This is a genomic window from Streptomyces sp. NPDC051364, assembly GCF_040682115.1.
Classification (GTDB): domain Bacteria; phylum Actinomycetota; class Actinomycetes; order Streptomycetales; family Streptomycetaceae; genus Streptomyces.
Map to the genome: position 1 here is coordinate 1 of NZ_JBFBAH010000068.1, position 12,904 is coordinate 12,904.

Here is a 12,904-nt window from a genome sequence, read left to right on the forward strand (position 1 = left end):
TTCCCCGGTGGGGGCGTACTTCCAATAAACCGTGTGGGGGCGTGTGCGTCACGCCACTCGAATACGTGGCTTGACGCCGGGTGCCGATCTTGATAGAAGCCTGGCTGGTGCTTCTCGACCGGGTCCCGCCCACCGCTTCCCCCGACGGACCTACCGGCCCTGGAGTGGCTCGCACAGGCCAACGGAGGTCGCGCGGCGGTCCGCTCACGCGGTGTCCAGCCGCCTTCCCGGAGGGGCTGATCGGGCTCTACCGGCTCGCGGAGCGGCGGCCGCAGGTCCTCGGGCTCCAGAACGGGACCCTGCACGAGTGGGCCCAGGCGCTGCACCCCGTGCCCCTGCGGCCCTTCTGGCCCTGGACGCCCTCGCCCCTCTGGACGCCCTCGCCATCGACTGGACCCACTTCGACGGCTGACCACCCCCCGACGGTGACTCGCCCGCGGTGCCCATACCGTTCTGCACTGGAGTCGTACGATGGATCGCCGTACGGATGAGGGGAGTTGACGGACATGAAGGTCGGGGTCTACCTGGCGCACCCCCGGGCGGGGAGCTTCAACCACGCGCTGTTCGAGGCGGTGACGGACACCTTGGCGGCCGAGGGGTGCGAGGTGTCCGCGCACGACCTTTGCGCGCAGGGCTTCCCTCCGGTGCTGACCGCCGAGGAGACCGAGACGGTCGACGCGGCGGGGGCGTCGATCGATCCGCTGGTGGCGCAGCACCGCGCCGAAGTCGCGACGCTCGACGCGCTCGTCTTCGTCCACCCCAACTGGTGGGGCATGCCGCCGGCCGTACTGGCCGGCTGGGTGCAGCGGGTGCTGGTACCCGGGGTGGCGTACAAGCTGGGGCGGGCCGACGGCGAGCCGGCGGGCCTGCTCCGGGCCGGCCAGGCGCTGGTGCTGAACACCTCGGACACCCCCGAGGAGCGGGAGACGGGCGAGTTCGGTGACCCGCTGGCGCGGGTCTGGGCCGCCTGTGTCCTGCCGTACGTGGGGGTGACCGACGTGCGCCGCACGGTGTTCCGGACCGTCACCGACTCCACGGCCGACGAGCGCGCCGCCTGGCTGGCCGAGGCACGTCGCGAGGCGTCTGCCCTGCTCACTCCGCTGCGGGGAGCCGCCGTTGCGCCGCCTCCAGCCCGTCGAGGGTGAGGTCGAGGAGGCGCTCGGCCTGGTCGCGTTGCTCGGGCCGGGCGGAGGTGAGGGCGATGCCGGCCAGGATGGCGAACACGTCGGTCGGGCGGATGTCGGACCGCAGCGCGCCGGCGGCGGTACCGGCTTCCATGAGGGTGGTGATCGCGGTCTGGATCATCTCGCGGCTGTGGCCGTAGGGGTCGCTTCCCGAGGCGACGACGGCTCGTAGCGCGTCGGCCATGCCGAGTTTGGCAGTGGCGTAGTCGATGAACCGGCCCATCCACGCGTGCAAGGCATCACGCGGCGGGAGCGTCGCCAGGAGGCCGGGAACCGCATCACACAGTCGCGCCACTTCGTTGCGGTAGGCCGCCTCGATCAAGGTCTCCCGGGTCGGGAAGTTGCGGTAGAGGGTTCCGGTTCCCACCCCCGCCTCCTTGGCGATGCGTTCGTAGTGGGCATCCAGCCCCTCGTCGGTGAACACGCGCACCGCTGCAGCCAGGATCTTGTCCCGGTTGCGCTGCGCGTCGGCCCTCAGTGGGCGTCCCGTATCCGGTGCCATCGCCTGCCTGCTCCCTCATTGCCGGTTGCTAAGTGGAGGAGCCTCCACTTATGGTTTCCCGGGTAACCGGCGGCGCCTCCACTTCCACTCTAGGTCAGACGCCGCCCCATCCCGCCTCCGGAAGGACCAGTCATGCCGGGAATCGAAGGCAAGGTCATCGCGATCACGGGCGCCAGCAGCGGGATCGGCGAGGCGACCGCGCTGCTCCTGGCCGAGCGCGGCGCGAAGGTGGTGCTCGGGGCGCGCCGCCCGGAACGCCTCCAGGCACTGGTTGCCCGCATCGAGAAGGCCGGCGGCCAGGCCGTCTACGCGCGCACGGACGTCAAGCGCCGCGAGGACCTGACCAGCCTGGTCGGGCTGGCACGCGACCGCTACGGCAAGCTCGACGTCCTGGTCAGCAACGCCGGGATCGGCCTGATCTCCCCGCTGGACGACCTTCGCGTCGAGGACTGGGAGGAGATGATCGACGTCAACCTCAAGGGCGTCCTGTACGGGATCGCCGCTGCGCTGCCGGTCTTCCGGGAGCAGGGTTTCGGGCACTTCGTCAACACCGTCTCCACGGCCGGACTGCGCATCGTGCCGCTCCAAGCGGTGTATGCCGGCACAAAGAACGCGGTACGCACCATCTCCGAGGGGTTGCGGCAGGAGGCAGGGGACAGTGTGCGCGTCACCGTCGTCTCGCCAGGGGTCACGCGCACGGAGTTCGCGGACTCCATGGCGCCGGAGATGCAGGCCCAGGTCCGCGACCGCATGGACAGGATCGCGATCCCGCCGGAAGCCGTCGCCCGCGCCATCGCCTTCGCCATCGAACAGCCGGCCGGTGTCGACGTGGGCGACATCGTCGTCCGCCCCACAGCCCAGAACTAAGCGGCCTCGGGGAAGTGGGGTGCGTTTCCGCGTCGTGCGGTGCGGTGGATCGCACGGCGGAGCGGCGCCCCCGTACTGGGCGTACTCGGGTGCCGCGACAACGCGGCGAGGTGCCGTGCCGGGCGGCGCGGGGGCGCGCCCCACTTCCCCCAGACCGCTTAGTGACCCGAGCCGGAGACGGTGCGGACGCGGCGCCGCCGCTTCAGGGACGCGAAATCGGCGCTGTCACGCTTCGCCGAGGAAGCCGGGATCGGACGGCCCCATCTTCCTCACGCCCGTTGTCCACGAGCAGTCCGCCTCGGAGCTCGCCGCGAGCATCTCCTGAAGCTCCGGCCACGCCGGATCGTCCACACTGACCAACTCTTCGATCTCTCGCACCTGAGGATGGTGCATCCTCCGCCGGTCGGCGGTGCTCGAGGTGACATGCGCGCCGAATCGTGCCGTGCCACCCTGTTCACATCCCCCGGGGGCAGATGACAGCCGCGACGAACGGAGCGCGCTGTGGGAAATCCAATCCGCGTCAGGACGCTGCGGCGCCGGGCGGCCGCCGGCTTCGCCGCCCTGTTGTTGGTGGCCCTCGCCTCGGGTATGGGTGCCCGAGCAGCCCCGTCACCCTCCCCGGCGCCACCCCCGTCGCCGTCGCCGTGGGAATCCGGTGCGGGAGATCCGGGCCGGCTCGACCCGCGCATCACGGAAATCATGCGGAAGCCGGAGTACCGCCATGCCCAGTGGGGACTCCTGCAGACCGAATCGGCCGACGGGCGGGTGCTGCACAGCCTGTTCCCCGGGCAGTTCTTCATCCCCGGCTCCACCGCGAAACTGCTCTCCGTCTCCGGCACATGGCGGACCCTCGGCACGGACCACCGCTTCGTGACCCTTGTCTACGCGGTCGGGGAACGGACCGGGGCCACGCTGACCGGCGACCTCGATCTCGTCGCCCAGGGCGATCTCACCATGGGCGGCAGGACGCGCCCCGACGGCACGGTCGCGTACACCGACCTCGACCACACCTACGCCAACGACTTCCCCGGCGCGACCCTCACCCCGGAGAACCCCCTCGCCGGGATCGACCAGCTCGCCCGGCAGGTCCGCGACTCCGGCATCACCCGCGTCGACGGCGACGTGATCGTCGACAGCCGGCTCTTCGCCCCTGACCCGGTCCTGGACCCCACGCCGACCCCCCTGATCATCAACGACAACCTGATCGACCTGCTGACCAAGCCCGGCGACCGGGCGGGCGCCGACGCCCGGCTGGACTGGCGGCCGAAGGTCGCGCCGTACCAGGTCACCTCCACGGTGAAGACCGTCGCGGCCGGGAAACCGACGAACATCACGGTGACGGCCACCGACGACGGCACCCGGATCCGGCTGTCCGGCACGATCGCGGCGGACTCCGAGCCGCTGCTGCGGACCTCGCCCATCACGGACCCGGCCGCGTTCGGCCGTACCGCGCTGATCGAGGCACTGGCCCGGGCCGGGGTGGAGGTCTCCGCCGGCGCGACCGCCCCCAACCCGGTCGCACGGCTGCCGCACGACTACGACGGCCACCCGCGGGTGGCTGCGTACACCTCACCGCCGTACGAGCAGTACGCCAAACTCATCCTCAAGGTCAGCCACAACCTGGGCGCGAACCTGGGGATCTGTCTGATGGCCGTCACGACCGGCAGCAACCAGTGCGAGGACGGCTTCCCGGTGCTCGCCGCCTTCCTGGACAGGGCGGGCGTCGACCGCAAGCAGGCGGAACTCATGGACGGCCGCGGCGGCAACCCCGCCGACCGGGCCACGCCGCAGGCGCTCGTACAGATGCTGGCGTACTGGCAGCGCACGCCGGACGCGCAGCGCTTCCGGGAGGCCCTGCCGATCCTCGGCGTCGACGGTCTGCTGGCCGAGAACTGCCGGAGCTGTCCGGCGCGCGGGAAGGTGTTCGGGAAGACCGGCGCGGCCGTCGGAGGGGACGCCCTCAACGACCGGCTCGCCGTCGGCGCCATCACCATCGCCGGCTACCTCGACAAGGGCGGTGGCCGCTTCGACACCTTCTACGCGGGCGTCAACGGCGCGTCCACGCCGACGGCCGACCCCGCCGGTGTCCTGACCATCGCCAACGATCTCGCCCTGATCGCCGCCTACCTCCAGGAGTCGCCCTGACCGGGGCTGTGACCGTACGGAGTCAGTCGGCTGCCGGGGGCTGCGGGGCGTCGGCCGGTGCGTAGAGCAGGTGCATCACGCCGGTCGTGAAGGTCTCGGACTTGATCAGCTTCAGCGGGTACGGGCCCTCGCCGTCCGCGAACAGGCGCAGGCCCTCGCCGAGGACGATCGGGTGCACCAGCAGCCGCAGCTCGTCGAGCAGGCCGGCGGCGAGGAGCTGGCGTACGAGGGAGACGGAGCCGGTGACGGCGATGGGCTGGTCGCTGTCCTCGGCCTTCAGCGACTTCACGCCGTCGAGGAAGTCGCCTTTGAGCTGCTCGGAGTTGCGCCACGTGAAGTCGAGGTCGTGGCTCGAGACGACGACCTTGCGCGTGTCGCCGAAGTCCTTGGCCAGCCCCGCATCCTCGCCGCCGACGCGCTCGCGCTCGGGCCATGCCTCGGCGAACGCGTCGTACGTCGTGCGGCCGAAGAGGAAGGTGTCGCTGGACCGGATGTCGCCCAGGACGGCGGCGCCCATCTCGTCGTTGTAGTACGGGAAGTGCCAGGTCTGCGGCTCGGCGACGACGCCGTCGAGGGAGATGAACAGGCCTGCGGTGATCTTGCGCATGGGAGGCTCCCTGGGTTGCCGAGCGGGGGTTCCGCTCGCCTTCTCATGAGGTAGACGGACCGGAACCCCGAAACTCATCGGCGGCCCGCCATCCGAATGGCCCGATCGGCCGCCCGCGCGCACCCTGGAGATGTGAAGACCGAGGCGCCCGCCACGGCCCGCGGTGCTGTCGCCGGATTCCTCGGGAATCCCGTCGTCGGCATGGCGCCGTGGATCATCTTCTCGCTCCTCGTCGGTCCCGGCAGGTTCGAGATCGCCGTCGTGCTCGCCCTGGCGGCGACGATCGTGCTGGTGGCGGCCGGGCGGATCATCAACAAGGGCAGCACCTGGAAGCTGCTGGAGATCGCCGACCTGGTCTTCTTCACGGTCATGGCCGTCATCGGCGCCCTCGCGAGCGAAGGCACCCGCAGCTGGCTGGAGACGTACGCCGGTGAGGTCTCCAACATCGCCCTCTTCCTGATCGCCTTCGGGTCCATGGCGGTGCGTGTTCCGTTCACCCTTCAGTACGCCCGGGAGCAGGTCGATCCGGCGTACTGGCACACGCCCACGTTCCTGCGGACCAACTACTACATCACCGGGGTGTGGGGGCTGGCGTTCCTGGTCGCCGCCGTGGCGGGCGCGTACGGCGACCTCGTGCTGCACAATCCGAACAACATCTGGACCGGATGGATCATCCAGATCCTGGCCATCGTGGCGGCGCTGCGTTTCACCGCCTGGTACCCGGACGTCGCCCGTGCCCGGGCCCTCCGCGCGGCAGGGCAGCCCGGGCCGGAGCCGCCGCACCTGGCCGGGATGTTCCTGCCGCTGGCCGGACTGATGGTCCCCGTCGGGATCGCCGTCCTGATCTTCGACGACAACGTGTGGTGGCTGGGCGTGGCCCTGATCGTGGGCGGCAGCATACTCACGAAGGCCCTGACGGCCCGCAGTTGACCCCGCTTCCCCGCCCAGGTGGACAGAACCCACACCGGACCCCACGGTTCGCATGGGTTCGCTTACCTGATCAGAGACGCTGGCCCTACACCCTCCCCACCGACTGGCCCCACGGCCGGCGGGGCTCGAGGTCGTTGCGGCACGCCGCTGTCGACTGAATACGGAGAGTCAGGGGCGCGTCGATTCATCATGGGTGCATGAAGATCGTTGTCCTCTGTGGCGGAGAGAGCCTGGAGCGGGACGTCTCGCTGGAGTCCGGTCTGGCGGTGGCCGTGGCGCTGGTGGAGCTCGGGCACGAGGTCCAGGTGGTGGATCCTGCCGCAGCAGAACCCGTACTGGTCGGGCCCACGGCGATCCAGAGCGAGCTGCCCCGTACGGTCATGGATCTTCGAGGTCCGGAGCCGGACGAGGGCAAGAGGCGGGAACTCATGCTCGCTGCCCTCACCACGGGGCCGGTGCTCGCGTTGCTTCGCGACGCCGATCTGGTCTTTCCGGCTCTGCACGGTGGGTGGGGCGGTGACGGTCACGTCCAGGCGCTGCTCGAGATGGCAGAGGTCCCGTTCACCGGCGCGCCCAGCATGCAGTGCAGCCTGGCATGGGACAAGCAGCGCACATTGGCGCTCCTGCGGGAGTCGGGCGTCACCGTCACCGACAGCGTCCGCCTCACGGCGGGGTCGGATCGGCCGATGCCGCAACAGGTGTCGGAGTGGCTGGCCCAGGGGCCGGTGGTGGTCAAGTCCAACACGGGCACTTCCCACCGGGAGCTGCGCGTGGCTGACGATGCTGACGGGCTCGCTCACGCCTGCTCGGTCGCGCCGGCAGGCGAGGAGATGATCGCCACGCCGTTCCTGCCCGGGCGGGAGTTCACCGTGAGCGTGATCGAAGACAGCGTGCTGCCGGTGGTCGAGATCGAGTACGCGGGACGGCTCTTCGACTACGAGACGAAGTCCCACCCGGAAAGCGCGCGCTGCCACTGCCCCGCAGACCTTCCGTACGATCTCGACGCAGGCCTGCGCGAGCAGGCAATGCGCGCTCATTACGCGCTGGGGCTGGGAGCGAAGGACTACTCAAGAGTCGACTTCCGCTGCGACAGCCGCGGCGTACCCCACTGTCTCGAGGTCAACGCCTGCCCCGGATTGCGACCCCTCAGCGGCCTCGGCGCGGCAGCCGCCGGCGCAGGTTGGTCCTATCGGGAACTCGTCGGTCGGGTCGTCGCGCTTCGCGCGCCGGTGGGCGTTCCCGCGCTGGCCGGGTAGCGGAAGAAGAGCGGCCTTTCCCGGCCTCGTTCCACGGGGCGGTGGCATGCAGATGCCGGAGAGGCTGTGGGCCTCTCCGGCATCTGTGGTGTGGGGGCGATTGCCTGCCCTCAATTGCCGAGCTTCTGCTTCAGGTTCTCCTTGAGCTGCAGCTTGATGTTCTGCTTGTTGACCTGGCCGCCGGTGCCGGTGCCGTCGCCGCCTACGGCGGTGGCGTCGCCGGTGTTGACGGCGTCGGCGCTGGCGTTGCCGCCGGTGGCGTTGCCGGTCTTGATGTCGCAGCCGCCCTCGCAGTTGCCGACGCCGGAGTTGGCGTTGCCGCCGGTGGCCTCACCACCGACCGTGGTGTTCTCGGCGTTGGCGTCGCCGCCGGTGCCGATGCCGTCGGCGCTGTCCTGGGGGAGGAGGGTGACGGCCTGCTGCGGGGCGGCGGTGGGCGCGGCCATGGCGGTCGCGGGGAGGGCGATGCCACCACCGACCAGCGCCAGGGAAGCTCCGGCCAGAACGATACGACGGGTCGTGAAGAGCTCGAACATGGTAATTCTCCATTCGGTGTAAAGAGGGTTTGTATTCGCCCCGCAGAAAGGCCGGAGATTGCATTCCGGCCCCTTGTCCTCCGGGGGTTTCCCCGGTGAGGGCGTACTCCAAATAAACCCTGTGGGGGCGTGTGCGTCACGCCACTCGAATACGTGGCTTGACGCCAGGATTCGATCTTGATAAAAGCCCGGCCGGCGCGGGCCTGGCGGGGGCAGGAGGTCGAAGAGACCGTCTTCTTCCGGGCAGGCGGCCTCGGGCTCGTTCTGTGGGGCCGCGACAAGCTCGCACTCGACAGCGGCCTCGACAGCGCTCACGGGACGGGCTTCGGCGGCATCGTCCTGGCCCACAACATGCGCTCCCCGGAGGATGTGGACACGCTCCTCACGGCTGCACAGCAGGCCGGAGCCACCGTGACCAAGCAGGCCCGGGCAACGACCTACGGCGGCTACGCGGGGTGCTTCGCCGACCCCGACGGATACCTGTGGGAGATCGCCCACAGCCCGGGCTTCCCCCTGGCCGAGGACGGCTCGCTGACCATCCTGGGCTTCGGTTCCCCCTAGCGACCGGTCGGGGCCGGCCACTGCCACGGGCTCGCGATCAGTGCAGGTCGGAAGAGCGAGCGGGGCTGTCGTCGAGGAAGCCGCCCGACTGGTGCTGCCACAGCCTCGCGTAGGCGCCCTCGGTGGCGAGCAGCTCCTGGTGCGTGCCCTGCTCGACGATGCGTCCGTGGTCGAGGACGACGAGCCGGTCCATGTGGGCCACCGTGCTCAGCCGGTGCGCCACCACGAGCGCGGTCCGCCCCTCCATGAGGCGCCACAACGCCTCCTGGACGAGGATCTCGCTCTCGGAGTCCAAGGCGCTGGTCGCCTCGTCGAGCAGCAGGATCGGTGCGTCGCGCAGGATCGCCCGGGCGAGCGCCACCCGCTGGCGCTGTCCGCCGGAGAGCTTGACGCCGCGCTCGCCGACCATGGTGTCGAGACCGTCCGGCAGCGCGTCGGCGAATTCCGTGACGTGCGCTGCCTCGGCCGCGCGGCGGATCTCGGCCTCGGTGGCGTCAGGCCGGGCGAAGGCGATGTTCTCCCGCAGGGTGCGGTGGAACATCGCCGGGTCCTGCGGCACGTAGGCCATCAAGCCTCGCAGGTCGCGTTGGCGCAGCCTGCTGATGTCCTGGCCCCCGATCAGGATCCGGCCCGCGTCGATGTCCGTCATCCGCAGCAGCAGCCGGGTGAGCGTGGTCTTCCCGCCGCCGGACCGGCCCACGAGCCCGATCTTGGCCCCGCTGGGCACGGCCAGGTCCAGTCCCTCGAAGAGCGGCTGTGCGCCCGCGTGGGCGAAGGTCACCTTCTCGAACCGCACGTCGGCGGCCCGGGTCGGCGACGGCGCCGGCTCCGGCGACTGCGGGTCGAGTACCGTCGGCGTCGTCAGGAGCAGCGCCGTGAACTGCGCGGCCTCCGTCATCGAGCTCTCCAGGCGACGGTAGATCTGGTTGAACTCGAACATGATCCGAGTGGCGTTGGAGAAGTACGTGAAGGCAACCACGACCGCCTCCACCCCGTGCCCGTCCCCGGCGATCGTGACGGCGAGCAGCAGGCCCAGCGCGTTGGTCACCACGGACATCGGCGCGACGAGGGTGTCGATGCGCAGGTTGCCGTAGTCCCACGACCGCAGCATCAGCCCGCGCGAGCGCGCCACCCGTGACCGGTGCTCGGCGGCCTCCCGCTCCTCCGCGGCGAAAGCGCGGACCGTGTCCATGTTCATCAGGCTGTCGGAAACGTGTCCCGACACCCGGGCCATCGCCTCCTCCCGCCGGTTGACGAGCGACTGACGGCGCCGGATGAGAGGCAGCACGCACACCCCCGTCACCGCGATCATCACCAGGAGTGCCACGACGAGCAGCGGTTCGTAGTGCCAGAGCACCACCGACCCGAACAGCAGCGGTACGAACCGGCCCACGACCGAGAAGGTCAGCGTGTCGACGAACTCCTCGAAGCGGGAGGCGAAGCTCAGGACCCGCTTGGTCAGTGATCCGGCGAAGTTGTCGTGGAAGAACGCGGCGTCCTTCGCGAACAGCTCGTCCATGCCGATCACGTACAGGCGCTCGATGCCGAGGGCGTCGAGGCGGTTCAGGCAGTGCAGGCCGACGCGCCACGCGGCCTCGGAGAGCAGCAGGACCCCCGCGAATGCGAGGACGTACGGGAGCATCGAGCCGAGGGCGGGGGCGGTGGAGTCATCGGCGATGCGGCCGACGAGCTTTGCGACGACCAGCGGGGCGATGTAGTTGATGCCGATGTTGCCCAGGGCCGGCATCAGCATGGCGGGCGCCGTCAGCCGGCGCAGTCGCCTCAACTCCCGTCCGTAGTAACGAAGTGCGAGGACCACGGGGCCCTTGTGTGGCGGTACCACTGGTGATGCAGACGATTCCATCGCAACCCTGTGATCTCGTGTCAGAACGGAATTCGCAGTGTCCCGCGAGCGCGTCTGCGCCGTCCAAGCGTTTTTCCGTGTGGGTGACCTCCGACATGCCGGGGGCGACCGGGAGCAGCAGGCCACCTGGTGCCAATTGGCCCGGGGGGTGAAGGCGCGGCTGGTGGAGACTGGACGTCCGACGCCGCAACCGAGGAGTTCCGATGCAGGTAGCCGTGGTGACCTTCGACGGATTCAACGAGCTCGACAGTTTCATCGCCTCCGCACTGATCAACCGCTGCCGCAAGGACGGCCTGGAGGCCTTCATCACCACACCGACACCCGTGGTCACCTCGATGAACGGCGTCGAGGTGAGCGGACAGCGCCCGATGGAGTTCATTCCCGAGGCCGACGTCGTCCTGATCGGGAGCGGGGTGAAGACGCGTGACGTGATCGCCGATGACCGGCTGCTCGCCATGCTGCCCCTGGACCCCGCGCGTCAGCTGATCGGTTCGCAGTGCTCCGGCGCACTGGTGCTCGCGCGGCTCGGGCTGCTGGGCGGCATGCCGGTCTGCGCGGACATGACGAGCCGCCCGTTCGTCGAGGACTTCGGCGTCACCGTGCTGGACGCGCCGTTCCACGCCGAGGGCAACATCGCATCGGCCGGTGGCTGCCTGGCTTCGCAGTACCTCGCCGCATGGGTGATGACACGGATGCTCGGGGAGGACGCCGCGCGCGGCTCCATCGGCTACGCGGCCCCGGTCGGAGAGCAGCAGGAGACCGTCGAGCGCGTGATGAGCGCCGTCCGGGCAGGCGAGCCCGCCCTGCGCTGACACCGGACACCCTGGTCTGCGAGGCGTTCAACTCCGCGCACTCGCCCACGGGGCGAAGCAGGAGAGCGTCGGGCGCCGCCTTCACCGTGGTGGCCGAATCCTGGGTCGTGGGACGGCGCTCGTACGGCGATGATGGCTCGATGGACAGACGGGTGGACACGCGACGGGCCTCGTACGCGGAACTGCCGGAGGCCCGCCCGGACAGCGGAGCGCGCGGGCAGGCGTACGCCGTGTCGGCCGAGTTCTACGATCTGTTGCACGCCCGGTCGTACCACCGGCACGCGCTGGCGCTGGCCGGGCCGGCCGCCGCGGCGCGCGTGGGGATCGTTGAGGTCGGAGCGGGGACCGGGCTGGTCACCGACGTACTGATCGGCGCCTCGTGCGTGCCGGTCCATGCCGTCGAGCCGGCGGCGGCGATGCGGGCCGTCCTGCTGTCCCGGCTGCACCCGCCTGCCGGGGGATCCGTCGGTGACCGGGTGACCGTGCACTCCTGTTCCGCCGTCGAGCTGTCGCTCAGCGGGCAGGCGGATCTGGCGGTCTGCCTGCGGATGGCCTCCTGTCTGCCGCCCGAGGAGCGGCGCGCGCTGTGGCGGACACTGGCCGATCTGCTGGTGCCGGGCGGCCTGCTCTTCCTCGACCGCCCGCCGGCCCGGCTGCCCGCCCGTCCGACCAGGCGTTCCCTGGGCGAGGTACAGCTGGGCCTGGACACCTACCGGGGGCAGGTCACCGCCCGCGCCGAGGGCGACCGGATCCGCTGCGACTACGCCTACCTGGTGTGCCGTCAGGGCCGGGTCCTGCGCCGGGCGCAGGAGTCGTTCCTGCTCTGGCCGCTGACCCGGCAGGCGCTCGGCGCGGAGCTCGCGGACGCGGGCCTCGCCCTCGAGGGCGAGCTGCCGCCGGACCTGCTCCGCGTACGGCGCGGGATCGGAACGGGCCTCCCGCATCCTGCGCCCTGACCACGCGGGGCGAATCCCGGTTCAGATCGCCGGGCGGGCGGCGGTGGTGAGGGCCCGGATGGCGGTCTGCTGGGAGTAGGCGAGCAGGCCGATCGTTGCTGCGGCCATGGCGACGGCGAAGAGTATGTGGCCGAAGGCCGAGTTGACGGTCATGCCCACGGCGTTCAAGGCGAAATGGCTGCCGATGCGGAGGGCGATGAGGGCGAAGGCGAGCTTGCGGGTCTCCTTGCCGCGCCACAGCGCCTTGGCGAGTTTGATCCGCCTGCGCATCATCGTCAGCGAGACGGTGATGTTCACGGCCAGCAGGATGAGCAGCACCGGCCATGCCGAGGGGAAGGCCTTGAGTATGTCGAAGGCGGCCGCGAGGACGCCTTCGAAGCCGAAGAACCAGACCGGAAGCCGGTAGTCGGCGGGTGCCAGTGTGGTGGTGTCGATCGCTTCGGCCGGTGCGGACTTTTTCTTCAGGATGTTCACTTCGCTGCCCCCGTGGTCGGTGTGGTGATCATCAGTTTGTCCGAGGGAGTGCCTCGGGGGCAGGGCTCCGGGTCACGTCTGCGATATGACAGGTGTCATGTGCCGGCCAGGGCTTGGCGGTGCGGCGTGCGGATGCCGGAGGGGCTGTGGGCCTCTCCGGCGTCTGCTGTGTGGGGTGGTTTGGGGGCGGTGGTCACTTGCCGAGCTTGG

Annotated in this window: 14 protein-coding genes; 8 read left to right on the forward strand and 6 right to left on the reverse strand. The window is 70.2% G+C overall.

The genetic code is table 11. From position 1 onward, the window contains the following. Positions 1-506 precede the first annotated feature (506 nt). Positions 507-1,145 carry an NAD(P)H-dependent oxidoreductase gene (locus AB0M76_RS42900; protein ID WP_365958212.1) on the forward strand — a complete coding sequence of 213 codons (639 nt, stop codon included), beginning with the start codon at positions 507-509 and terminating at the stop codon, positions 1,143-1,145. Here the strand turns inward: AB0M76_RS42900 and AB0M76_RS42905 are convergent. After that, positions 1,093-1,686 carry a TetR family transcriptional regulator gene (locus AB0M76_RS42905; protein ID WP_365958200.1) on the reverse strand — a complete coding sequence of 198 codons (594 nt, stop codon included), beginning with the start codon at positions 1,684-1,686 and terminating at the stop codon, positions 1,093-1,095. The genes AB0M76_RS42900 and AB0M76_RS42905 overlap by 53 nt on opposite strands. A gap of 132 nt (positions 1,687-1,818) precedes the next feature. Between AB0M76_RS42905 and AB0M76_RS42910 the strand changes: the two genes are divergently transcribed. Next, on the forward strand, positions 1,819-2,553 hold the full coding sequence (locus AB0M76_RS42910) for an SDR family oxidoreductase (protein ID WP_365958201.1): 735 nt from the start codon (positions 1,819-1,821) through the stop codon (positions 2,551-2,553). A 225-nt stretch (positions 2,554-2,778) separates the two neighbouring features. Here AB0M76_RS42910 and AB0M76_RS42915 read toward each other — a convergent pair whose 3' ends face one another. Continuing rightward, entirely contained in the window at positions 2,779-2,931 is a 153-nt protein-coding gene (locus tag AB0M76_RS42915) for a hypothetical protein (protein ID WP_365958202.1), read from the reverse strand. A gap of 210 nt (positions 2,932-3,141) precedes the next feature. On the opposite strand from AB0M76_RS42915, the gene dacB reads away from it, so the two are divergent. Further along, entirely contained in the window at positions 3,142-4,698 is a 1,557-nt protein-coding gene (gene dacB, locus AB0M76_RS42920) for a D-alanyl-D-alanine carboxypeptidase/D-alanyl-D-alanine-endopeptidase (protein ID WP_365958213.1), read from the forward strand. 22 nt (positions 4,699-4,720) lie between these two features. On the opposite strand, the gene AB0M76_RS42925 is transcribed toward dacB, so the two are convergent. After that, entirely contained in the window at positions 4,721-5,305 is a 585-nt protein-coding gene (locus AB0M76_RS42925) for a dihydrofolate reductase family protein (protein WP_365958203.1), read from the reverse strand. A gap of 132 nt (positions 5,306-5,437) precedes the next feature. On the opposite strand from AB0M76_RS42925, the gene AB0M76_RS42930 reads away from it, so the two are divergent. Continuing rightward, positions 5,438-6,235, forward strand: coding sequence for a hypothetical protein (locus tag AB0M76_RS42930; protein WP_365958204.1), 798 nt, complete (start codon positions 5,438-5,440; stop codon positions 6,233-6,235). 197 nt (positions 6,236-6,432) lie between these two features. Then, positions 6,433-7,491, forward strand: coding sequence for a D-alanine--D-alanine ligase (locus AB0M76_RS42935; RefSeq protein ID WP_365958205.1), 1,059 nt, complete (start codon positions 6,433-6,435; stop codon positions 7,489-7,491). A gap of 110 nt (positions 7,492-7,601) precedes the next feature. Here the strand turns inward: AB0M76_RS42935 and AB0M76_RS42940 are convergent, their stop codons facing one another. After that, complete coding sequence (locus tag AB0M76_RS42940; RefSeq protein WP_365958206.1) at positions 7,602-8,027, reverse strand: hypothetical protein; 426 nt, start codon at positions 8,025-8,027, stop codon at positions 7,602-7,604. A gap of 177 nt (positions 8,028-8,204) precedes the next feature. Between AB0M76_RS42940 and AB0M76_RS42945 the strand changes: the two genes are divergently transcribed. Further along, positions 8,205-8,588: a VOC family protein gene (locus AB0M76_RS42945; RefSeq protein WP_365958207.1), complete on the forward strand. Its 384-nt coding sequence runs from the start codon at positions 8,205-8,207 to the stop codon at positions 8,586-8,588. Positions 8,589-8,625: 37 nt separating this feature from the next. Here AB0M76_RS42945 and AB0M76_RS42950 read toward each other — a convergent pair whose 3' ends face one another. Next, positions 8,626-10,452 carry an ABC transporter ATP-binding protein gene (locus AB0M76_RS42950; RefSeq protein ID WP_365958208.1) on the reverse strand — a complete coding sequence of 609 codons (1,827 nt, stop codon included), beginning with the start codon at positions 10,450-10,452 and terminating at the stop codon, positions 8,626-8,628. A 203-nt stretch (positions 10,453-10,655) separates the two neighbouring features. Between AB0M76_RS42950 and AB0M76_RS42955 the strand changes: the two genes are divergently transcribed. Together AB0M76_RS42955 and AB0M76_RS42960 are read left to right on the forward strand one after the other, a co-directional pair. Beyond that, positions 10,656-11,264 (forward strand): AraC family transcriptional regulator, encoded by a 609-nt coding sequence (locus AB0M76_RS42955; protein ID WP_365958209.1) that lies wholly within the window; start codon positions 10,656-10,658, stop codon positions 11,262-11,264. A gap of 140 nt (positions 11,265-11,404) precedes the next feature. Further along, positions 11,405-12,220 (forward strand): class I SAM-dependent methyltransferase, encoded by an 816-nt coding sequence (locus tag AB0M76_RS42960; RefSeq protein ID WP_365958210.1) that lies wholly within the window; start codon positions 11,405-11,407, stop codon positions 12,218-12,220. Between the two features lie 21 nt (positions 12,221-12,241). Here AB0M76_RS42960 and AB0M76_RS42965 read toward each other — a convergent pair whose 3' ends face one another. Further along, positions 12,242-12,694, reverse strand: a complete 453-nt coding sequence (locus AB0M76_RS42965; protein ID WP_365958211.1) for a hypothetical protein — start codon at positions 12,692-12,694, stop codon at positions 12,242-12,244. Positions 12,695-12,904: the final 210 nt, after the last annotated feature.

What these genes read in the sequence shown, in the direction of transcription:
- AB0M76_RS42900 (WP_365958212.1), top strand. Translation starts at nt 507, where the DNA reads ATGAAGGTCGGGGTCTACCTGGCGCACCCCCGGGCGGGGAGCTTCAAC.
- AB0M76_RS42905 (WP_365958200.1), bottom strand. Translation starts at nt 1,686, where the DNA reads ATGGCACCGGATACGGGACGCCCACTGAGGGCCGACGCGCAGCGCAAC.
- AB0M76_RS42910 (WP_365958201.1), top strand. Translation starts at nt 1,819, where the DNA reads ATGCCGGGAATCGAAGGCAAGGTCATCGCGATCACGGGCGCCAGCAGC.
- dacB (WP_365958213.1), top strand. Translation starts at nt 3,142, where the DNA reads ATGGGTGCCCGAGCAGCCCCGTCACCCTCCCCGGCGCCACCCCCGTCG.
- AB0M76_RS42925 (WP_365958203.1), bottom strand. Translation starts at nt 5,305, where the DNA reads ATGCGCAAGATCACCGCAGGCCTGTTCATCTCCCTCGACGGCGTCGTC.
- AB0M76_RS42935 (WP_365958205.1), top strand. Translation starts at nt 6,433, where the DNA reads ATGAAGATCGTTGTCCTCTGTGGCGGAGAGAGCCTGGAGCGGGACGTC.
- AB0M76_RS42940 (WP_365958206.1), bottom strand. Translation starts at nt 8,027, where the DNA reads ATGTTCGAGCTCTTCACGACCCGTCGTATCGTTCTGGCCGGAGCTTCC.
- AB0M76_RS42950 (WP_365958208.1), bottom strand. Translation starts at nt 10,452, where the DNA reads ATGGAATCGTCTGCATCACCAGTGGTACCGCCACACAAGGGCCCCGTG.
- AB0M76_RS42955 (WP_365958209.1), top strand. Translation starts at nt 10,656, where the DNA reads ATGCAGGTAGCCGTGGTGACCTTCGACGGATTCAACGAGCTCGACAGT.
- AB0M76_RS42960 (WP_365958210.1), top strand. Translation starts at nt 11,405, where the DNA reads ATGGACAGACGGGTGGACACGCGACGGGCCTCGTACGCGGAACTGCCG.